The organism is Mycobacterium sp. MUNTM1 (genome assembly GCF_054660795.1).
The window spans coordinates 43,384-62,298 of record NZ_BAAGDE010000037.1 but is presented as its reverse complement, the minus strand read 5'-3'; the positions used below and the strand labels follow the sequence as shown (position 1 = coordinate 62,298).

The following is an 18,915-nucleotide window of genomic DNA, read 5'->3' as shown; positions in this document are numbered from 1 at the left end:
GCACCTGCACTCCGAGCCAGTTGCACGGCATCATCGAGCGCCACGCGATGAACGCGCATTGCTGCTCGGGGGTTAACGGGCTCGGACCCGCGCATGGCGGCGTTCCCGGCGTACCGCAGATCGGATCGGCCGATGCGAGCGGCGCGTAGGCGAAAGTGCCCGCCGCGATCATCATCGCGATGGTGGTGATCATGGTGATGACAAGGCGTCGGGTGCGATGCATATGCCCTCGAATCTGTAGCGCTTGGCCAGATCGTAACCGCAGCTCAGGACACAGATGGACGGTTTGGAAAATGGCCGGCTTAACTTGCCGAATTGGCGCAACGGGCCAACGTCGACCGCCCGGCCGGCGGGCCGGAAGCCGAGTCGGCCACACCGCCATTCGGCAGGCATGCTGCGACTAAAGAACTTGGAGCACAACGTATTTCAGAAAGGGCTTCAGGACGGTTGCGCCGAAGGTTTGCGCTAGTGCGGCAAGTTTTCCAGATAACACCGCACGCGGGTGGCGGCGTCCTCCGGCTTGACTCCCATAACGATCAATCTCTGAACTACTTGGTCCGCGGGGATAGCGGAACCGATGTCGTTATCGATCACATGAACGCTCGGAAACCAATTCTCGGCGCTTACTCCCGGTGGTGGGGGCGTGGCACCGCCCCCGACGCACTGGGCATAACCAACGGCGCCCGTTTCAGCGTGAGCCGGCGGCGAACCCATCGGCACAGCAATGGCGATGCCGACCGCCGCAGCGGCGTAGATAAGACGCATCCTGGCATTATTGCGCGTTCGCCTTCTTTGACAACCACGAATTTGGATCGCCATCGTGCACGGGGCTGTCGAACGTGCGTAACGCCCCGCCCGGCACCCGGGCCAGGGGGACGATTCCACACCGATTTTTCCTCTCAGGAGCCGCCGGCGGCCTTACACTGCATGAGAAATGAGCGCCTATCAGACGGTCGTGGTCGGCACAGATGGCTCGGACTCCTCGCTGCGCGCGGTGGAGCGCGCCGCCGCGATCGCCGCGGATCACGGCGCGAAATTGATCGTTGCGACGGCGCACCTCCCCGTCCCCGAGGAACGCGGCCGTTACGCGATTCCGCCGGGCAGCGACCACGGTCAGGACTACCGGACGGTGGGCGAGGCCCCCTACTACGCGATCTTGCGGGACGCGAGGGAACGGGCGCACCAAGTCGGGGCCAAGAACGTCGAGGAGAAGTCGATCGTCGGCGCCCCCATCAACGTGCTGGTGCAGCTTGCGGAGGAGGCCGATGCCGACCTCCTGGTCGTCGGCAACGTCGGACTCAACAGCGTCGCAGGCCGACTGCTGGGATCGGTTCCCTCCGCGGTATCCCGCAGGGCCAAGACCGACGTGCTGATCGTCCACACGACGGACGCCTGAGCCCCGTCGAGAATCCGGTGGGTCAGCAAATGTTTGCTGATTATCAATCGTTACGGCTGGGTAATCATGTGACGTGCGTCTCACTTCCGCCGCTGCGAGCGGCATTGCCATCGCCGTCGTGTTCAGCGCCCCGGCGACGCTGATGATCGCGTCCGCTCACGCCGACTTCAGTGGTTACCGCCGCTGCGTGGGAAAGATGACGGAATCTGTGGCGGGACATGACCCGCAAAACCTGCAGCTGGTCGGCGTCATCGAGCAGGATCTCGATTCTGGAGTTTCCCCCGCCGCCGAGGCTCAGCGGGTATCCGGGATGGGATTCGACCCGCCCTTCGCCAAGGGCATCGTTCAGTGCGTGATTGAAGAACACCCGTAGCAGCATCCAAGCGACCGGTCGAGCCCCTCGTATGTCGGCCGGGCGTGGTGCACAACGTCATCCGTGAGCGGCGTCCGCCGCGGCGATCAACGCCTGGGCTAGCTTCCGGGCTTCGGCCGGCGCGATGATCGGGGTATCGGGACAGTCGATGACGACCTGGCACTCGGCGTGCCCGTCGACGTATTGCCGCCCGATGACGGACACCACGATGTCGGTCTGTGGCCCGTGGCCGGCGTGATTGATGCTCCATTCCGGGCCGTCGAACACCCTGAACGCTGCCTCGACGTTGTCCCATTCGTCGACCATGGTCGCCCCGGTCGGCGGTGCAAGGTTGGATTTCATGGCTAGATCGTTTCCGCGATCCCGGTCGCGGGCACGAGTAGTCGACTACTTCACTTGTTCGAATCCGGCTCGACTGGCGGCTTCTTCAGATCGTCCCTCGTTATGGGAGGCCACGGAGTCGTTGGAGAGTTCATCGCCCTGTCAACTGATTCGTGACGTCGTACCACGTGCCGTCGTGCCAGCGGGGTAGGGTCGTAGCTGCTCCAGAAGAACAGGTGCGGTTTTGCAGGCGGTGCAATGCAGCTGAAATGGCTTAACGTTGCCGAGCTGATCGCCAAGGCCGGTGGTGATCCCTGGGCGATCAACCAGAGCTTGCAGGCCGGGAGTCCGGCGCAGATTTCGAGCTTGGGCGAGGCCTTCCATGGTGCGGGCCGACACACCGCCGAGGCGGACCACACGTTTGAGCAAGCCCGGCGGCGGTTCGACGCGGCCTGGAACCACCAGAACGGCGACCACCCGATCAACGACTCCGCTGAAGTGCAGCGAGTCATCAAATCGCTTGGTGCGCAGTCCGAGCAGTTACCCAAAATCGGCGCCGACTTGGAGAACATCGCCGCCGCCTTGGCTGAGGCGCAAAGAGCCGGGGCACGTCGAATCTCCACGTTGGAACACGAGCTGCAGGGGATCGACAACATCATCGACGCGGCCGAGAACGATCTGCAGCATGGCCGCCCCAACGAAAAGGAGCGGGCCTTTCTTGAGAAGTTGATTGATGACGCCAAAGCCGATGCCGCCGACGACACCAGGGATGCTCTTCACGATCTGCAGTCAATCCGTGACGGCTACTCGGCCACGCTGCAGAACTGTCTGGGCAATCTGCGCACTGACGGCTACGACCCGAGCATTCTGCAGCCGGTCGACGCGGACAATCAGATCCCCCCGCCGAGCGCAAATCCCGATGATGTAAATCGCTGGTGGACGTCACTGACCCCACAGCAGCGACAGCGATTCATGGCCGAGCATCCCGACCAGATCGGCAACCTCAACGGCGTCCCCATTCTGGCCCGCAATGACGCCAATCTCACGGTGATGAACCAAGACCTCGACCGTGTACGCGGTATCGCCAGCCGCAACGGTGTCTCGGTGGACGACGTGCTTCGCGACCCCGCGAAATTCGGTCTGTCGGCCACGGACGTCACCCGCTACCAGAATGCCAACGAGACCAAGCTGGGCCTCGACCACGACGCAGGAGACCCGCTGCACCCGAACCCGGTCTACCTATTCGCTTATGACCCAACGGCATTCAACGGCAAGGGCCGTGCCGCAATCGCGATCGGAAACCCGGACACCGCGAAGAACACCGCAGTGATCGTGCCGGGCACCAGCAGCAGCGTCAAAGGGGGCTGGTTACACGACGGCCACAACGACGCGATCAATCTGTTCGAACAGGCCAACGCCGCCGACCCCCATAACCCGACGGCGGTCATCGCGTGGATGGGCTACGACGCCCCCAACGGATTCGACGACGTGGTGCGCATCTCCACCCCCGAACTGGCCCGCACAGGCAGTGCGGCGCTGGCGCAGGACGTCAACGGCCTTTGGTCGACACACCTCGGGGCAGGCCAGCATGTCACCGTGCTGGGCCACTCCTATGGTTCGACCACCGTGGCGGACGCTTTTGCCATGCACAACATGCACGCCAATGACGCTGTGCTGCTGGGCTGTCCGGGAACCGACCGTGCAACCAGCGCCGCTAGTTTTCACCTGGATGGCGGACACGTGTTCGTGGGAGACGCCTCTACCGATCCGGTCGGCATGCTCGGTCACCTGGACGGCGCGAGCAAGCAAATATTCGGTCCCAACTTCTTCGGAAACAACCCCAGCCTTGGGGGAGACCCTGCCGTCGACGGGTTTGGATCGGTCCGATTCCGCGCCGAAGTGCCTGGCTCCGATGGCATCAACCCGCACGACCACTCCTACTACTACCATCGCGGCAGCGAGGCCTTGTACGGCATGGCCGACATCGTCTCCGGCCACGGCGACCGGTTACAAGCCGACGGCATGACCGCCGAACACCGCCATTCGCTAGGCGGCGTGCAAGTCAGGATTCCGGGGCTACCGCCGGTCACCATCGGTCCACACACGCCGGCCGTCGTTGACCCCGAGTGGGAGCGGTCGCCAGGATCTGTCACCGACAACCATATTTTCGATGCCCAACATCACCATTAAGGAACAACGCGTGCCGTCGCGCCAAGTACTGCTCACTTCGCTAATGGTCGTCGCCATGTTGTTAGGAGGATGCGCACCAGTGCTACACAAACCACACGCCGCCGGATCGACTAACCCGTATGAAGACACAGCCCACCCCATGAGCGACGATCAGACGAAGGCTCAGGTGATCGAGCCGGCCAAACAAATCGTCACCGCCGCCAAGTTGGAGGGAGTCAGCGGGGCGTTCTCGTTCGCCTCCTGCAATGACCAAGGCGACCCTCCATTTCAGGGCACCGTCACACTGAGCTTCCTAATCCATGGGGACCCCGACGCGTATTTCCAGCAAGTACGGGCAGCGATGGTCGCGCACGGCTGGAACGACGGGGCGCCATCCGGGCAGCACTACCACGGCGCATCGCTCAACAAAGATGGCGTAGCCGCCAGCATCAGTTTCATGCCGTCCGACCACAGTTACGGGCAGATCATCCTCGATGGCCAATGCCGAAACATGGGCAACCACAAGGGCGAAGGCCAATGGAGCAACATCAACGACCAGTTGGTCGCGCCATAGAGTCCCGTTTGTATACAGCACGCGCGTTCGCGGGCCGGCGATCCTCATCTGCGGCATACTGCTCGACTTGCTCGCGACCTTTGCGTGGCTTCACATGCCGCAGCCTCCGTCCGGCGTTAGCGTTCAATCCACGAAGGCGTAGCTCATCCCGGCTTGCGGGACTCGCAGGCGATCCCGTTGTGGTCTTTGTCCAGCGCAGGTCGGTAGGCCGGGTCATCGGCGGGAATGTTCCAGCGGCCGTCGGCGTGCGCCTCGGCGCAGTTCTTGTAGTAGACCCCTGGCTGGCTCGGAGCGGTGGTCGAGAACCGCGTGGTCGGGTAGGTGGTCCGCGGGGTCGACGGAGCTTGCTTCGCCAGCTCGACAATTACGATCACCACACACACCACGGTGACCGCGATCAACAACCCGGCGACGATGTGCGCCAGTCTGCCGCGCGCCGCCTCGCTCAGGGTCAGTCGCCGAAGGAGCTGACGGGGGCTGGGCACACCGCATCGTCACTTCGCCGCCCTCACCGCCGCGGCGTTTTGCGTTGACTTCGCAGGAACCTCTTAATTTCGCGCCCGCTGGGGCTCGCGTTGGTACTCGGCTGGTTTGCCGGTCATGGCCGCTGTGGCCGGCGTAGCCAGGTGCCGTCGGGCTGCTCGACGAACTTCAGTGCCCCCGGCGTTGCCGCAGCATCATCGCAGGCCTTTACTTTGTGGCGAGCTGCCCTAAAGCTCTCGTGACTGCCGCCGTCGTCGTGCGGGGAGTTGGGTGTGTACAGAGCTGTATCCATGCGGCCGGTGAAAAGCAATGCAGCACAAGAGGATTAGGCAATATACAACTTATGCCCAATGCCCAATGCCTAATAGTGTGTATCTAACGAAATCGCGCATTTCCGAGCCGGGGCAACGCTACGGTCTCCGTCATGGCAGATGACTTGGCTGCAGCGATACAGCGGCAGATCAAGGACAGGTTCCCCAGGGGCTCCAAGGCAGCCACCGGGGTCAGCGAGGACGGCGCAATAACAAGCGGTCAAGAGACCAGTTTCGTGAGACGGGTTTCGACTGCCCTGACGACACGGAGCGCGGCATCGTCCCGCACGCTTGGGAATAAGGCAGCTAGCCGCAGGCTTCGGGGGTTACTTGCCCGGGGTAGCCACCACGACTGCCGTGGGCAGTGCACCGGGTGCCAGCGCAGACCCGACGAATTTGACCTGTGCGGACGTCGGCGGGGTGTTTGTTGCGCACGGCATCGACGGGCGCGGTGATTGTGAACCGGCAGACGCGCGCCCGAAGTGCCATGTGCCGCCGGCCGAGCAGGACGGCAACTACGTTGCGAACTTCATCATGTCGCCGCCGTTCCCAGGGGGCACGCTTCAATATCCCTCGATGGTGCCGATGATGATCAACGGGGCCACCAATAAGGACTGCTGGAAGCTGCCGCCTGGCTGATCGCCCGCTGGGCGAAGCCCTCCGCGCCGACGTGCTGCTGGAAATCGCCAAAACCGCTGAGCGAGAGTCCACGGGGAGTCCACGAAATTCGTGTATTGATTCAAAAACCGCCCCTGAACTGCTGGAACTCTGGTGCGCGATACTGGGATTGAACCAGTGACCTCTTCCGTGTCAGGGAAGCGCTCTCCCGCTGAGCTAATCGCGCCGGGAAACCAAAAGCTGGAGGTGGAGACGGGAATCGAACCCGTGTGCACGGCTTTGCAGGCCGTTGCCTCACCACTCGGCCACTCCACCGTTGGGGTCCACGCCACTTGCACCTTCGAGCGGATGACGGGATTCGAACCCGCGACCCTCACCTTGGCAAGGTGATGCGCTACCAACTGCGCTACATCCGCGCGCCTCGGACGAGATCGTCGCCCGGTGCGAAGCACGACGATAGTCCACGTGAGCGGGCACATACAAATTTCTTGGTACGAGCCGTGTCGAGGCTATCGCGATGACGTCCCACACGACGCGGCCGGTATTGTCGGGGGCTGGCGCGTGCTAGTCTTCGACGTCGTTCGCCATCTCGGCGCCGGTCCCGTGGCTCAGTGGGAGAGCGTCCGCTTCACACGCGGAAGGTCGCTGGTTCGATCCCAGCCGGGACCACAGGTAGCAGCGGTATTGCCGATCTCCGTGCAATACGTGTGCGGCAGCCCGGTCGCCTAGCTTCTCCAGCTGGCGGGGCTGCTGCGCTCTTAGCCAGCCTTCAAGTCGCGTGTCGACCAGCCGCGTCTTATCGTTGGTCATGAAATTCAGCAGGGGACTGCTGACCACGGTCCTCGCCGCAGCTGCGATGGGGGCCGGCATCGCTTCGGCACCGCCGGCTTCTGCAGCGTGCTTGGCGATCGATCAGGAAAACACCTATTGCGATGACCCGGTAGCGCCAGACGGGACCTGGCGCCGATGCCACCAAAGGTCCCTCATCGTGTACCAGGGCGGCTGGGTGTGGAAGCGGATGCCGCCGACCAATTCTTGTTACCGGGTCGATCCGTCGCAGCCGTGGGCGCCGACGCCTGCCGGACAGCCACAGTTCCACATCGACGATTAAGGCTCGTCGGTTTTGCTGACCATGCCGATTTAGTAGGCATGGGATTTCGGTTGGGCTGCATGCACTTTCAGTGGACATGGCCAATCTCGGACGGTTATCTCAGAGGCACGCGTAACAAGACCGGTACAGCTCCGCAGACAGATCGGGCGGAAATGCTCGATGAGCTTGCGCATGGGTGGATATCGTGCGAGCTGACGCCCTATCGGGCAATCGCATTCCGGCTGGTTCGATCCCGGCCGGAGCCTCACACGCGGTGCGTCACGAATCGGAACGCGACACCCGACCACGGCCCCGCGAACCGCCCACTGAACGACGGTGCCCTTGCCGGATCGCGTCCACTAAGCCACGATGAACTGCATGAGTAAGGTAACCCTAACTACGGAGCTGCCGATCCCGGTCGAGACGGCCTCCGCCCTGGCGCGCAAGCCCGAGCTGATGAAGCACGTCCTCAGCCCGGTGCTGCGCGCCTACCGCGTCGAGGTCCCCGAGCGCATCGAGGTCGGCACCCAGGGATCGGCGCGGCTCTGGTGGTTCGGCGTGATCCCGGGCTGGACGCATCACCTCACCATCAAGCGACTCGACCCGACGGAGATCTACACCAACGAGCATGGCGGACCCGTCCGCACCTGGAATCACCGCCTGACGTTCGAACCCATCGACGACCGCAGCTGCCGCTACACCGACGAGATCGAGACCGACGACGGTCTGCACGGGTTGTTGACCCGAGCCTTCGTCCGGGCCATGTTCTGGCATCGTCATAGGCGATGGCGCAAGCTCGCGCAGATCCTGCACTGACGGCGAGGGACCCGGCCACCGCGGATACCGTAAGAGCTACAGTAGCGGCGTTGCGGCGCGCGCATCCGTGGCGACGCCGCCTGGAGAGGAGTCTCGTGCCGCCGACACCGCAGAACAGCCCCCGTCCGCCCGAAGGCGATTGGCTGGGCACGCCCTACCTGCGCTTCGAGCGGCAGGGGCCGATCGCCGTCTGCACCATCGACCGGCCGGAGGCGCGTAACGCCCTGAGCCCCGCGATGTACTTCGGGATCCGTTATGCGGTGGGGCGTCTCAACGAGGACAAGGACCTGGCCGGGCTGGTGCTCACCGGGACCGGCGACGTCTTCGCCCCCGGTGGCGACATGGGCGGCGGGGGAGGCGAGGACAACTGGATCACCTTCGGCTCGGCGCTGGGGATGGACGTGACGCCGTTCGACGCGGTGCGCACCTCGGGCAAGCCGATCGTGTCCGCGGTCAACGGGCTCTGCCAGGGCGGCGGTTTCCAGATCGCGCTGTGCAGCGATCTGTCGGTGGTGAGCGATCGGGCGACCTTCCGGGTGCCCGAGCTTTTTCGCGGCTATGCCGACACCTACTACAGCCAGATGCTCACCCGGCTCATCGGGCCGGTGCGCACCCGCGACCTGATGTTCACCGGACGGGTGCTCACCGCGGTCGAGGCCCTCGACTGGGGCCTGGTCACCCGCGTGGTGCCGCACGAGGGTCTACTGGACGCGGCGAAAGACGTTCTCGCGCAATGCTGTCGAACCGCCCCGCGCGCCCGCGGCGTCATCAAGTCCAGCATCGACAGCTACCTGGGCCTCTATGATCGCATCGGCATGACCGCCAGCCTGTCCGACGCCGAGGCCATCGAAGGCTTCCGCTCGTTCAAGGAACGCCGCTCACCGGACTGGGTGCACCCGCAACTGCGCGTCGAGGGACGGCTATAAGTCGATCCACTCGCCGTGCGGGGCGAGCTTCAGCACGGCGGTGATCCCGGCCTGATCGAACGCCGCGACGAACTCATCGACGCCCTCGCTGAAGTGGGCCCAGCCGTCGACATGGGCCGGGATCACCGCCCTGGCGCCCAGCAGTTCGGCGGCGGCGGCCGCGCGCGCCGCGGTCAGCGTCAACGGCCGCCCGCGCTCCTTGGTGGGCACGCTCGCCGCGCCGGCGAACAGCACGGCGACGTCGACGCGACCTACCCGGTCGGCGACGTCTTTGACCGCGGCCATCGAGGCGTTGTCGCCGCTGAAATACACCCTCGGCAGCCCGGGCCCGGACAGCACGAAACCCGTCACCTCGCAGTTGACGTGCCCGCCGCCGTCGCGCTGTCCGTCGGCCGGGCCGTGCACGGCTGGAACCGCTTGCACGGTAAGCGATCCGGACCCGCCGTCGAGTTCGTGGGATTGCCAGGGCGCCAGCCCGAGCGCAGGCGGGCCCAACCGGCCGGCCGCGCCGGGGTGGGTGAGCAGCAGCGGCGCGGCCAGCGCCATGCGGCGGCCGTCGTCGTCGAAGTTGTCCGGGTGCTGATCGTGGCTGACCAACACCGCATCCACCGTCCCGAGCGCTTCGGCGCTCACCGCGGGGCCGGTGAGCTTGGTCAGGTAGTCGTGCACGCCCGGCGGATCGAAAGTCGGGTCCATCACGATTCGGCGGCCCGCGATGTCCACCACGGTCGTCGGGCCGCCCAGCACGCTGATCGCGCAATCGCGGCGCGCCGCGTCCACGCGAGTGCTCATATGCCGCGCGCCCGGTCGCGCCAAAACGGTTCGCGGAGCTGAGTTTTCAATATCTTTCCGCTGGCGTTGCGGGGCAGTTCGGCTACGAAGTCGACGGTGCGCGGGCATTTGAAGCCTGCCAGGTGCTGTCGGCAGAACTCGATGACGTCTTTCGCGTCGGCCTCGCCATCGGTTACCACGATCGCCTTGACGGATTCGCCCCAGAAGTCGTCGGGCACCCCGATCACGGCCGCGTCCTCGATGGCGGGATGCTCGATGAGCACGCTTTCCACCTCAGGGCCGTACACGTTCTCGCCGCCGGTGATGATCATGTCCTTGATGCGGTCTTCGATGTAGACGTAGCCGTCGGCGTCCAGGCGCCCGATGTCCCCGGTGCGCACCCAGTCGTCGGCGGTGATCGTCTCGGCCGTCGCGTCCGGGCGGTTGAGGTAGCCGGTCATGTTCTGGTTGCTGCGCACCCACACCTCGCCGGATACACCGTGCGGCAACGGAATTGTGGTCTCGGGGTCGACGACGCGGATCTCGCAGCCCAGCACCGCCCTTCCGGCCGCCAGCTGCAGTTCGGGCCGTGCCGCATCGCGGTGATCGTCGTCGGACAGCGCGGTGACCGCGCCGCACAATTCCGTCTGCCCGTACACCTGCACGAATTTCGTGTCGGGCCACGTGGCCAGCGCCCGGTGCAGTAACGGCAGCGGCATCGGTGCGGCGCCGTAGACGATGTAGCGCAACCCGGCGAGCGCGGCGGTCGCCGCCTGACCCGCCTCCAGAAACCGCGCGATCACCGGCGGGACGAAGAACGCGTGGGTGGCGCCCGCGCGCACCGCGCCGATCAGCGCCGCGGCGTCGGGCTCGCGGGTCATGAATGTCGGGGCCCCGGAACGGATCCCGAACAGGGCGTAGCCGATTCCGCCGACATGGAACAACGGCATGGCGACCAGATTCGCGTCGCCGTCGGCGAAGGGAAACGCCGGAGCCAGGTTCGACGCGTGATTGACCAGCGCGCGCTGGCTCAGCAGCACGCCCTTGGGGCGGCCGGTGGTGCCGGAGCTGTAGATCACCAGCGCGGTCTCATTCTCGTCGACACCCGGGTCGGGCTGCGTCGGCGCCGCCGCGGCGAGCAGCGATTCGTACTCGTCGCCGATCTCGACGATGCGTTCCACGCCCGGTGCCCGCTCGGCCGCTGCCTGCGCCGCGGCGCGCAGCTCGGGGCCGGCCAGCAGCACGCGGGCGCCGCTGTCGGCCAGCACGTGGACGAGTTCGTCGCCGATCACCCGCCAGTTGACCACGGTGGTGACCACGCCGATGGAGGCGCCGGCGATGAGCACTTCGAGGCAGGCGGGGTGATTCTTGTCCAGGAAGGCCACGCACTGGCCCCGCTCGAGACCGGCGTGGCGCAGCGCCCCGGCCGCGCGGCGAATCCGCGAGCTCCACTCCGCCCAGGACCACTGGCTCTCGCCGAAGCGGATAGCGATCGCGTCGGGGCGCTGCCGTGCGTGTCGTTCCACGATGCCGGCGAGCGTCTCCGCCGTGCTGGTCGTCGTGTCGGCTGCTGGCATGGACCCCTCCGCGTTCGGTGTGTTCCAGTTTTTAATACGCGGTCGGTCCCGCGCACGCGACTCCGACCCTGGCCTGCGCAGGTCGCTAGCGCCTCACTCCATGGACCCGATCATCATTCCGCCGTCCGCGGCGGCCTGGGTGGTCGCGCTGCTGTCCTGGCGGAAGTCGATGAACGCCGATCGGCCGTTCGACGTGTTCAGCAGCTCGGTGAAGGTGCCGATCACCGGGATCGCGCCCTGCGGGTGCACCACTGTCGCGGTGTAGTTGACGGAGGCCTGCTGCTGAAAATTGGCGCCGGGCAGCGGCTCGTTGTCGGGTGGATTCAGCCGGTTCACATCGGTCAAGATGGCCGAGGCGCCGCTGGTGAATTGGTCGATGTCGCCCTGCAGGAGCCCGGCGGCATCCGTGCCGCCTGCGGGCTTGACCGTGATCCGCAGCTGTGCGCTGGTGTCGGCGTTGTTCAGCGCCACCCAGTTGGGGCCGCGGTGTCCGACCGTCCAGCCGGGCGCGGGCGTGATCGAGACGCCCTGCGCGATGGCGATCGCGTCGTCGGACGCCAGCGTTATCGCGGCGGTGCGTTCGGCCCGGTTGGCCGAGCAGGTCAGGACGACCACGACGGTCGCGGCGGCCGCGCTCACCACCCCGACGCGCCATCCGGCCCGAAGGGAAGATGTCTGGGGCTGGGTTGCTGACATCGTTGTTCCTATCGCCGTCGGGGGCTGCGAAATTCGCCCGTGGGCATATCGTCCTCCGCCGGCGGCGGCAATGTCCAAGATGGGGTTGCCATGGCTTGATACGGCCCGCCTATCGAGTCGCCGGGTGAATTGTAAAGCCCACGGCGAGAACAAATTTGCCGTCAAATCCGATATTCGCGAACCGGCCGCGTCGCGGTGTGTCACCATGACTGAGCCGACCGGCCCGACGACCCCAGACAAGGATCCGACATGGTCAACCCCGAGCGTGCCCGTTCCCGCACCTTTGTCGTGACCGGCGCCGCGTCGGGGATCGGGCTGGCCACCGCGCGGCGGCTCTTGGCCGAGGGCGGCACCGTGGTCGGGGCCGACCTGGCCGCCCCACCCGACGACCTGGGCCCGCAGTTCAGGTTCGTGTCCGCCGACGTGACCGACGAGGCCGCGATCGACGCGGTGCTGGCCGCGGTGCCGGGCCGCCTCGACGGCCTCTTCCACGCCGCCGGTGTCGCCGGCGGAGGCCCGGTGCACCTGCTCGACCGCGCCGAATGGGACCGCGTGATCGGGATCAACCTCACCGGCACCTTCCTGGTGGCCAAGGCGGCCCTGGCCAGAATGATCGAACAACCACGGGCCGACGGCGAACGGGGCTCGATCGTGACGGTCGCCAGCGTCGAGGGGCTCGAGGGCACCGCGGGCGGCAGCTCGTACAACGCGGCCAAGGGCGGCGTCGTGCTGCTCACCAAGAACATCGCGCTCGACTACGGGCCCAGCGGGATCCGGGCCAATGTCATCTGCCCGGGGTTCATCGAAACGCCCATGGCGCACAGCGTCTTCAGCATCCCCGGGATGGAGGGCCCGCTATCCTCCATCACCAAGGAGCACGCCCTGCAGCGGCTGGGGCGGCCCGAAGAGATCGCGGCCATGGCCGCCTTCCTGCTGTCTCCCGACGCCTCGTTCGTCAGCGGCCAGGCCCTCGCCGTCGACGGCGGCTACACCGCCGGTCGCGATCACGGTGTCGTCGAACTCTTCGGCTTTCCCAGGTGAGCCGACTAGGATTCGTCCATGAGCGGTGGACTTACCCCTGACCAGGCGATCGAGGCGATCCGGGGCGCCGGGGGAGCACGGCCCGGCTGCCGCGCATTGCACGCCAAAGGCACCCTGTATCGGGGTACGTTCACCGCGACCCCCGACGCGCTCATGCTTTCGCGCGCACCGCATCTCGATGGCTCGACCGTTCCGGCGCTGATTCGCTTCTCGAACGGCTCGGGCAACCCCGAGCAGCGCGACGGCGCGTCCGGTGTGCGGGGAATGGCGGTCAAGTTCACCCTGCCCGACGGCTCCACCACCGATGTCTCGACGCAGACCGCCCGCCTGTTCGTCTCCAGCACGCCGGACGGCTTCATCGATCTGCTCAAGGCGATGCGGCCCGGCCTCACCACACCGCTGCGCCTGGCCAAACACCTGCTCTTCCATCCGGGGCTGCTCGGCGCGCTGCCCCTCCTGCGCGAGGCCAGCCGCGTCCCGGCCAGCTACGCCACCACCGAATACCACGGCCTGCACGCGTTCCGCTGGATCGCCGCCGACGGCAGCGCCAGATTCGTTCGCTACCACCTGGTTCCGACCGCACCCGAGGAATACCTGTCGGGATCGGATGCCGGCGGCAAGGATCCGGACTTCCTCACCGACGAACTGAAGCAGCGGCTGGACGACGGACCGGTGCGGTTCGACTTCCGGGTGCAGATCGCCGGGCCGACCGATTCGACGGTGGACCCGTCGGCGGCCTGGCAGAGCACGCAGATCGTCACCGTCGGCACGCTGACGATCACCGGCCTGGACACCGAACGCGAGCACGGCGGCGACATCGTGGTGTTCGACCCGATGCGCGTCACCGACGGCATTGAGCCCTCCGACGATCCGGTCCTGCACTTCCGGACACTGGCGTACTCCGCCTCGGTCAAGCTGCGCACCGGCGTGGACCGCGGCGCCGAAGCTCCACCCGCCTGACCGGTCCGGGGCGACGGTCGCCGCGCGCCGAAATCGGCGGCAGGCTAAGGTTTTTCTTCGGTGTCGCCATTTCAGATGTTCCTCATATGCCTGGCCGGGCTGGGTGCCGGTGCGATCAACGCGCTGGTCGGGTCCGGCACCCTGATCACCTTCCCAACCCTGGTGGCGCTCGGCTATCCGCCGGTGACGGCCACCATGTCGAACGCGACGGGCCTGGTCGCCGGGAGTGTGTCGGGCACCTGGGGCTATCGCGCCGAGCTGCGCGGTCAGTGGGATCGGCTGCGGTGGCAGCTCCCGGCGTCGCTGGCCGGTGCGGTGGTGGGCGCCTACCTGCTGTTGCATCTGCCCGAGAAGGTCTTCGCCGAGATCGTGCCGGTGCTGTTGGTGCTGGCGCTGGTGCTGGTGGTGATCGGGCCGCGCATCCAGGCGTGGACGGCCCGGCGGGCCCAGCAGGCGGGACGCTCACCTGAGCACGTCAGCCCGCGCCGGATGGCGACGCTGGTGTTCGGCACCTTCGCCGTCGGCGTATACGGCGGCTATTTCACCGCGGCACAAGGCATCCTGCTGGTCGGCCTGATGGGGGCGCTGTTGCCGGAGTCGGTGCAGCGCATGAACGCGGCCAAGAACCTGCTGGCGCTGGTGGTGAATGTGGTTGCCGCCGTTGCCTATACGTCGGTGGCATTCGACCGGATCAGTTGGCCGGCGGCCGGCCTGATCGCGGCGGGCTCACTGGTTGGGGGGCTGCTTGGGGCGCGGTACGGACGTCGGCTGTCGGGCAATGCGTTGCGCGCGGTGATCGTCGTCGTGGGTTTGATCGGTCTGTATCGCCTGCTCGCGGTGGCCTGACCCGTCGGGACGCGCCTCAACTCAGCGTGGCAGCGGCGGCTTCGGTGATGACGTCCATCACCTCGCCGCGCTTACGCCACGCGCGCAGCTGACGCATCGCCCCGTTGCCGTCGGAGATGACACGGTCGAGCTCGTGGCGGACGCGGTCGTATTCGCCCAGCGATTCCAGCGCGGGGCGCACCCGCCGCACCAGCGCCCCCAATTGCTCACCCGCCGGCACCGCGCCGCGGCCGTGGATCAAATCCAGTGTGCGGCCAGATAATCCGTCGTGGGCGGCCTTCCAGTACGCCGCGCGCAGCGCACCGGGCGGCAGCCGCCTCGCGTCATCGGGCGAGTCGAGCGCGGTCATCACCGCCGCCCGGATCAGGGTGGCGAGCAACACGGTCTCGGCGACGGTGGCCGGCACGTCGGCCACCCGAACCTCGACCGTCGGGAAGTCCGCGGAAGGGCGTACGTCCCAATAGATCATGTCCTTGTCCAGGATCACCCCGGTGTCGACCAGTCGGCGCACCGCGTCGTCGTACTCGTCGGGTGAGGCGAAAAATGGCGGCGCCCCGGCGGCGGGCCAGCGCCGCCACAGCACGCTGCGCCAGCTGGCGTACCCGCTGTCCGCGTTGCGGTACACCCGCGAATTCGCCGACAGCGCAAGCAAAGACGGCAGCCACGGCCGCAACCAATTGCTGACGTGGATGGCCGCGGCGCGATCGGGCACCTGCACGTGCACGTGGCATCCGCAGATGCCTTGTTCGTGGGCGATCATTCCGAACTCGTCGCCGATCCTGCGGTAGCGCGGGGTGTCGGTGACGGGGAACTCGTGCGGGGTGGTCGGCGGAAGCCCGCAGGCCAGCAGCTGAACGCCGGCGGCCTCGGCGGCCTGCACCGCGGTGCGCCGCAGCCGGCTCAGCTCCTCGCTGAGCTCGGCGCTGGTCGAAGCCACGCTCGAGGTGGTTTCCACCTGACAACTGCTCAATTCGAGCTGCAGCTCGACGCCGCGCCGCTTGGCTTCGGCGGCCACGGCAGCGTTGTGCGGGGCGGGCGCACCGGTCTGCGGGTCGACAAGGAGGAATTCTTCCTCGGCGCCAACGGTGGGATGGTCGCCCATGAGCCGATTACGGCCCCGAGGATCTACCAGCGGGCGGCCGCCGACAGCGCGGAGTCGACGGTCGGGTAGATCGGCAACACGTTGCCCAGTCCGCACGCGTCGACGATGCGCTCGACGATCGGCTCGCGGCTCACCAGTCGCAGGTCGATGTCGCGTTCCCGGCAGCCCTTGGCCTCGTCGGCCAGCACCGCGAAGGCGCAGCAGCCCATGAAGTCGAGCCCGGTGACGTCGACGACGAAGAAGCCGGGCGTGGTGACTCCGCTGGCCGACTCGCGCACCAGGTGGCGCCAGGTGTCCTCGTTGCAGGCGTCGATCTCGCCCCCGGCGTAGATCACCACCGACGGGCCGCTGCGGTCCGCGGTCGCCCGCAGCGTGGAGTGCGGGTCGCCCAGCTCGTAGACAAGTTTGGTGCTCAGCGTCAGATGACTGGTGGGCATCGCTTCAATGATGGCGGAATTCATGGTGGACCCCCTGATCGACAAGCGCCCTGAGGCGCCCCGATGGATGCCCGTCCTAATGTCTGAAGACAGACTGTTCGCGGATGCGAATCTCTTTTCTATAACGAGACAGGGCGGTCTGTCTACCGGCGGCGGCCTAAGAGTACGTTAAGTCCTGTATGACCACTCCGGACGTCGGAGCCCCCACCGCCGCATCGCCTCGTGAACGCGTACTGGCCGCCGCATATGACCTGTTCAGCCGGCGTGGCATCCGCGCGGTGGGCACCGACGAGGTAATCGCACGGGCCGGTGTCGCCAGGGCGACGCTGTACCGCCATTTCGCAACCAAGAACGACCTGGTGCTGGCCGTGCTGGAGCGCCGCGAGGAACTCTGGACCCGCGGTTTGATCGAGGAGCAGTCGTGCCAGCGCGGCAACACCCCCGAGGAACAGTTGCTGGCGATCTTCGACGTCATGCACGACTGGTTTCAGCTCAGCGACCGCTACGAGGGTTGCTCGTTCATCAATGTGCTGCTCGAGGTGGGACCCGATCACCCGGCCGGTCGGGCGTGCATCACCCACATCGACCATGTCCGCGACATCGTGCGACGCCGCGCCGTCGCGGCGGGCTTGACCGAGGTCGAGGACTTCGCCTCGTCCTGGCACATTTTGATGAAGGGCGCGATCATTCTGGCCGCCGTCGGGGACCTGGACGCTGCGCTGCGCGCCCGCAAGATGGCCCGCGTTTTGATCGACGAACACCGGCCGCCGTTGGTGGCGGACACCGGCGAGGCCGTGTAGTCAGACGGTGTCGGGCGCGCCCGCGCCGGTCTTGCGGTAATGCTCGGCCTCCAATTCCGCGATCATCCGGGATGTGCGTTCCCGCAACAGGATTGCCGCGGTGACCCCGGCCACCACGGCGATCACCAGGCCGATCCAGGAGAAGCGTTCCAGCCAGCGCTCGGCGGCGATGCCGGCGAAGTACACCAACGCCGTCGTGCCGCCGGCCCAACAGATGGCGCCCGAGACGTTGGCCGCCAGAAACCGCGGGTAGTGCATCTTCAGCGCCCCCGCCAGCGGGCCGGCCAGGATGCGGAGCAGCGCGATGAAGCGGCCCAGGAAGACGGCGCGAACACCCCAGCGGTTGAACAACTTTTCGGCGAGCGCGATGTGGCCGGGACCGAAATGTTTCGGGAACCGTCGGCCGAGCCGGTCGAAAAGCGGCATGCCGAACCGGCGGCCGATCGCGTAGCCGATCGAATCGCCGATCACCGCGCCGAGCACCGCGGCGACGCCGACCCCGACCGGATTGACGGCCAGGTCATGGTGCGACGACATCAGCGACGCGGTGACGAGCACGATCTCACCCGGCAGGGGAATGCCCAGGCTCTCGATCCCGACCACGCCGCCGACCACCAGGTAGACCGCGAGCGGCGGAATCGAGTGCAGCAAGGGCTCCAGATTCATGCGTCAAGGATGCCTGACCGGCCGCGGATCCGTGGCTCAAGGTGTGCGCTTGAAGTCGCTCGGGGTGTCCAGCGCCTCCAGCCGCGGGCGTTTGGGTTCGCGGCCGTCGTACGACGATAGGCCGCGCAGCCGCCGCCAGATCCACGGAAAGAAGCTTTCCTGCGTCCAGCGCAACTGCTCGAACGTGCCCGCCGCGAAGGAACGCTGCGTGGGGTTGAGGCCGCCACGCGCCCAATCATGGTTGCTGTCAGGCAAATCGAGGGCTTCGGCGGCTGCGGCGGCGAACAGCATGTGGCCCTTGGTGGATGCGTGCACCCGATCGATGGCCCAGGTGTCCAACTCGCGCATCGACGGCGCGTTGTACAGGTCGACCAGCCGGAACCCGTAGCGCTCGGCCGCCGCGCTGATGGCCGCGTTGATCCGGGCCAGCCGCCCCGCCACCAGCCGGCCCAGCGGCAGGAATTGGGCGACGTTCGGGAAGGTCGTCGTCACTATCGTCGCGCCCGAATCGGCCAGCGCGGTGTAGATGTGCTCGAGGTCGGCCAGGGCGGGCGCGAAGGAGCGGCCGGGCTGGATGACGTCGTTCATGCCGGCGCAGACGGTGATCAGGTCGGGCCGCATCGCCAGCGCCTGCGGAAGCTGCTCGGTGAGCACGTGGCCGATCCGCTTCCCGCGGATCGCGAGGTTGGCGTACTGCAGGCCGGGATAGAGCGAGTCGACCATCACCGCGAGACGGTCGGCGAATCCGAGCAGGCCGATGGTGTCGTCGCCGTCCCACAAGCCTTCGGTCTGGCTGTCACCGATGGCGACGTAACGGCGGTATCCAGCGTGAATAGCCCCGCTCACGATGCCGAGAATAATAGCTGTCCATCGATTCCGAGCCATGTGAACCGCGGCGTCGTTTCGCTGCGGCTGCCGACCACCCAGGGCGCGCCTCGGGCC

The 18,915-nt window shown here is 66.6% G+C and carries 22 protein-coding genes and 4 tRNA genes; 13 read left to right on the top strand and 13 right to left on the bottom strand.

Translation table 11 applies throughout. The features are described from left to right. Positions 1–223 (bottom strand): hypothetical protein (locus tag ACYQ8K_RS20150; RefSeq protein ID WP_459971723.1); only part of this gene is annotated, 223 nt, incomplete at its 3' end. A gap of 711 nt (positions 224–934) precedes the next feature. On the opposite strand from ACYQ8K_RS20150, the gene ACYQ8K_RS20145 reads away from it, so the two are divergent. Then, positions 935–1,396 (top strand): universal stress protein, encoded by a 462-nt coding sequence (locus ACYQ8K_RS20145; RefSeq protein WP_459971721.1) that lies wholly within the window; start codon positions 935–937, stop codon positions 1,394–1,396. Positions 1,397–1,469: 73 nt separating this feature from the next. After that, entirely contained in the window at positions 1,470–1,769 is a 300-nt protein-coding gene (locus ACYQ8K_RS20140) for a hypothetical protein (protein ID WP_459971719.1), read from the top strand. A 57-nt stretch (positions 1,770–1,826) separates the two neighbouring features. Here ACYQ8K_RS20140 and ACYQ8K_RS20135 read toward each other — a convergent pair whose 3' ends face one another. Further along, a complete protein-coding gene (locus tag ACYQ8K_RS20135) occupies positions 1,827–2,111 on the bottom strand; it encodes a hypothetical protein (RefSeq protein ID WP_459971717.1) in 285 nt (94 codons plus the stop codon). Between the two features lie 237 nt (positions 2,112–2,348). Between ACYQ8K_RS20135 and ACYQ8K_RS20130 the strand changes: the two genes are divergently transcribed. Then, positions 2,349–4,280, top strand: coding sequence for a putative alpha/beta hydrolase (locus tag ACYQ8K_RS20130; protein WP_459971716.1), 1,932 nt, complete (start codon positions 2,349–2,351; stop codon positions 4,278–4,280). Next, a complete protein-coding gene (locus ACYQ8K_RS20125) occupies positions 4,261–4,833 on the top strand; it encodes a hypothetical protein (protein WP_459971714.1) in 573 nt (190 codons plus the stop codon). Before ACYQ8K_RS20130 ends, ACYQ8K_RS20125 begins: the two co-directional genes overlap by 20 nt. Positions 4,834–4,976: 143 nt before the next feature. Here ACYQ8K_RS20125 and ACYQ8K_RS20120 read toward each other — a convergent pair whose 3' ends face one another. Next, entirely contained in the window at positions 4,977–5,318 is a 342-nt protein-coding gene (locus ACYQ8K_RS20120; RefSeq protein ID WP_459971713.1) for an excalibur calcium-binding domain-containing protein, read from the bottom strand. A gap of 666 nt (positions 5,319–5,984) precedes the next feature. On the opposite strand from ACYQ8K_RS20120, the gene ACYQ8K_RS20115 reads away from it, so the two are divergent. Further along, positions 5,985–6,266 (top strand): hypothetical protein, encoded by a 282-nt coding sequence (locus tag ACYQ8K_RS20115; protein ID WP_459971712.1) that lies wholly within the window; start codon positions 5,985–5,987, stop codon positions 6,264–6,266. Positions 6,267–6,396: 130 nt separating this feature from the next. Here the strand turns inward: ACYQ8K_RS20115 and ACYQ8K_RS20110 are convergent. From ACYQ8K_RS20110 to ACYQ8K_RS20100, 3 genes are all read right to left on the bottom strand, one after another. Beyond that, positions 6,397–6,471: transfer RNA gene (locus tag ACYQ8K_RS20110), tRNA-Val, on the bottom strand. A gap of 15 nt (positions 6,472–6,486) precedes the next feature. Next, a tRNA-Cys gene (locus ACYQ8K_RS20105) sits at positions 6,487–6,560 on the bottom strand. A 28-nt stretch (positions 6,561–6,588) separates the two neighbouring features. Continuing rightward, a tRNA-Gly gene (locus ACYQ8K_RS20100) sits at positions 6,589–6,661 on the bottom strand. 181 nt (positions 6,662–6,842) lie between these two features. Between ACYQ8K_RS20100 and ACYQ8K_RS20095 the strand changes: the two genes are divergently transcribed. The 4 genes from ACYQ8K_RS20095 (at position 6,843) to ACYQ8K_RS20080 (ending at position 9,077) form a co-directional block, all read left to right on the top strand. Further along, a tRNA-Val gene (locus tag ACYQ8K_RS20095) sits at positions 6,843–6,914 on the top strand. Positions 6,915–7,053: 139 nt separating this feature from the next. Then, positions 7,054–7,356, top strand: a complete 303-nt coding sequence (locus ACYQ8K_RS20090; RefSeq protein ID WP_459971710.1) for a CDGP domain-containing protein — start codon at positions 7,054–7,056, stop codon at positions 7,354–7,356. 348 nt (positions 7,357–7,704) lie between these two features. Beyond that, a complete protein-coding gene (locus ACYQ8K_RS20085; RefSeq protein ID WP_459971709.1) occupies positions 7,705–8,151 on the top strand; it encodes a hypothetical protein in 447 nt (148 codons plus the stop codon). A 95-nt stretch (positions 8,152–8,246) separates the two neighbouring features. Next, positions 8,247–9,077, top strand: a complete 831-nt coding sequence (locus ACYQ8K_RS20080; protein ID WP_459971707.1) for an enoyl-CoA hydratase/isomerase family protein — start codon at positions 8,247–8,249, stop codon at positions 9,075–9,077. On the opposite strand, the gene ACYQ8K_RS20075 is transcribed toward ACYQ8K_RS20080, so the two are convergent. The 3 genes from ACYQ8K_RS20075 to ACYQ8K_RS20065 form a co-directional block, all read right to left on the bottom strand. Further along, entirely contained in the window at positions 9,072–9,857 is a 786-nt protein-coding gene (locus ACYQ8K_RS20075) for an MBL fold metallo-hydrolase (protein WP_459971735.1), read from the bottom strand. The genes ACYQ8K_RS20080 and ACYQ8K_RS20075 overlap by 6 nt on opposite strands. A gap of 8 nt (positions 9,858–9,865) precedes the next feature. Continuing rightward, complete coding sequence (locus tag ACYQ8K_RS20070; protein ID WP_459971705.1) at positions 9,866–11,425, bottom strand: long-chain-fatty-acid--CoA ligase; 1,560 nt, start codon at positions 11,423–11,425, stop codon at positions 9,866–9,868. Between the two features lie 93 nt (positions 11,426–11,518). Beyond that, positions 11,519–12,064 (bottom strand): hypothetical protein, encoded by a 546-nt coding sequence (locus tag ACYQ8K_RS20065; RefSeq protein WP_459971733.1) that lies wholly within the window; start codon positions 12,062–12,064, stop codon positions 11,519–11,521. A 306-nt stretch (positions 12,065–12,370) separates the two neighbouring features. On the opposite strand from ACYQ8K_RS20065, the gene ACYQ8K_RS20060 reads away from it, so the two are divergent. The 3 genes from ACYQ8K_RS20060 (at position 12,371) to ACYQ8K_RS20050 (ending at position 14,968) form a co-directional block, all read left to right on the top strand. Continuing rightward, positions 12,371–13,162, top strand: coding sequence for an SDR family NAD(P)-dependent oxidoreductase (locus ACYQ8K_RS20060; protein ID WP_459971703.1), 792 nt, complete (start codon positions 12,371–12,373; stop codon positions 13,160–13,162). An 18-nt stretch (positions 13,163–13,180) separates the two neighbouring features. Continuing rightward, positions 13,181–14,122, top strand: coding sequence for a catalase family peroxidase (locus ACYQ8K_RS20055; protein ID WP_459971701.1), 942 nt, complete (start codon positions 13,181–13,183; stop codon positions 14,120–14,122). Between the two features lie 75 nt (positions 14,123–14,197). After that, on the top strand, positions 14,198–14,968 hold the full coding sequence (locus ACYQ8K_RS20050; RefSeq protein WP_459971731.1) for a sulfite exporter TauE/SafE family protein: 771 nt from the start codon (positions 14,198–14,200) through the stop codon (positions 14,966–14,968). A gap of 16 nt (positions 14,969–14,984) precedes the next feature. Here ACYQ8K_RS20050 and ACYQ8K_RS20045 read toward each other — a convergent pair whose 3' ends face one another. After that, positions 14,985–16,070, bottom strand: coding sequence for a glutamate--cysteine ligase 2 (locus ACYQ8K_RS20045; protein WP_459971700.1), 1,086 nt, complete (start codon positions 16,068–16,070; stop codon positions 14,985–14,987). Between the two features lie 23 nt (positions 16,071–16,093). Next, positions 16,094–16,531: an anti-sigma factor antagonist gene (locus ACYQ8K_RS20040; RefSeq protein WP_459971699.1), complete on the bottom strand. Its 438-nt coding sequence runs from the start codon at positions 16,529–16,531 to the stop codon at positions 16,094–16,096. Between the two features lie 155 nt (positions 16,532–16,686). Here ACYQ8K_RS20040 and ACYQ8K_RS20035 point away from each other — a divergent pair, with 155 nt between their 5' ends. Further along, positions 16,687–17,307 carry a TetR/AcrR family transcriptional regulator gene (locus ACYQ8K_RS20035; RefSeq protein ID WP_459971698.1) on the top strand — a complete coding sequence of 207 codons (621 nt, stop codon included), beginning with the start codon at positions 16,687–16,689 and terminating at the stop codon, positions 17,305–17,307. On the opposite strand, the gene ACYQ8K_RS20030 is transcribed toward ACYQ8K_RS20035, so the two are convergent. Beyond that, the gene (locus ACYQ8K_RS20030) at positions 17,308–17,973 is read right to left on the bottom strand and encodes a DedA family protein (protein ID WP_459971696.1); all 666 of its coding nucleotides are present in this window, start codon (positions 17,971–17,973) and stop codon (positions 17,308–17,310) included. A 36-nt stretch (positions 17,974–18,009) separates the two neighbouring features. Then, positions 18,010–18,819 (bottom strand): SGNH/GDSL hydrolase family protein, encoded by an 810-nt coding sequence (locus ACYQ8K_RS20025; protein WP_459971694.1) that lies wholly within the window; start codon positions 18,817–18,819, stop codon positions 18,010–18,012. Positions 18,820–18,915: the final 96 nt, after the last annotated feature.

Excerpts from the sequence above, each read along its gene's own strand:
- ACYQ8K_RS20145 (WP_459971721.1), top strand. The coding sequence starts at position 935 with ATGAGCGCCTATCAGACGGTCGTGGTCGGCACAGATGGCTCGGACTCC.
- ACYQ8K_RS20135 (WP_459971717.1), bottom strand. The coding sequence starts at position 2,111 with ATGAAATCCAACCTTGCACCGCCGACCGGGGCGACCATGGTCGACGAA.
- ACYQ8K_RS20130 (WP_459971716.1), top strand. The coding sequence starts at position 2,349 with ATGCAGCTGAAATGGCTTAACGTTGCCGAGCTGATCGCCAAGGCCGGT.
- ACYQ8K_RS20125 (WP_459971714.1), top strand. The coding sequence starts at position 4,261 with ATGCCCAACATCACCATTAAGGAACAACGCGTGCCGTCGCGCCAAGTA.
- ACYQ8K_RS20090 (WP_459971710.1), top strand. The coding sequence starts at position 7,054 with ATGAAATTCAGCAGGGGACTGCTGACCACGGTCCTCGCCGCAGCTGCG.
- ACYQ8K_RS20085 (WP_459971709.1), top strand. The coding sequence starts at position 7,705 with ATGAACTGCATGAGTAAGGTAACCCTAACTACGGAGCTGCCGATCCCG.
- ACYQ8K_RS20070 (WP_459971705.1), bottom strand. The coding sequence starts at position 11,425 with ATGCCAGCAGCCGACACGACGACCAGCACGGCGGAGACGCTCGCCGGC.
- ACYQ8K_RS20060 (WP_459971703.1), top strand. The coding sequence starts at position 12,371 with ATGGTCAACCCCGAGCGTGCCCGTTCCCGCACCTTTGTCGTGACCGGC.
- ACYQ8K_RS20055 (WP_459971701.1), top strand. The coding sequence starts at position 13,181 with ATGAGCGGTGGACTTACCCCTGACCAGGCGATCGAGGCGATCCGGGGC.
- ACYQ8K_RS20050 (WP_459971731.1), top strand. The coding sequence starts at position 14,198 with ATGTTCCTCATATGCCTGGCCGGGCTGGGTGCCGGTGCGATCAACGCG.
- ACYQ8K_RS20045 (WP_459971700.1), bottom strand. The coding sequence starts at position 16,070 with ATGGGCGACCATCCCACCGTTGGCGCCGAGGAAGAATTCCTCCTTGTC.
- ACYQ8K_RS20040 (WP_459971699.1), bottom strand. The coding sequence starts at position 16,531 with ATGAATTCCGCCATCATTGAAGCGATGCCCACCAGTCATCTGACGCTG.
- ACYQ8K_RS20035 (WP_459971698.1), top strand. The coding sequence starts at position 16,687 with ATGACCACTCCGGACGTCGGAGCCCCCACCGCCGCATCGCCTCGTGAA.
- ACYQ8K_RS20030 (WP_459971696.1), bottom strand. The coding sequence starts at position 17,973 with ATGAATCTGGAGCCCTTGCTGCACTCGATTCCGCCGCTCGCGGTCTAC.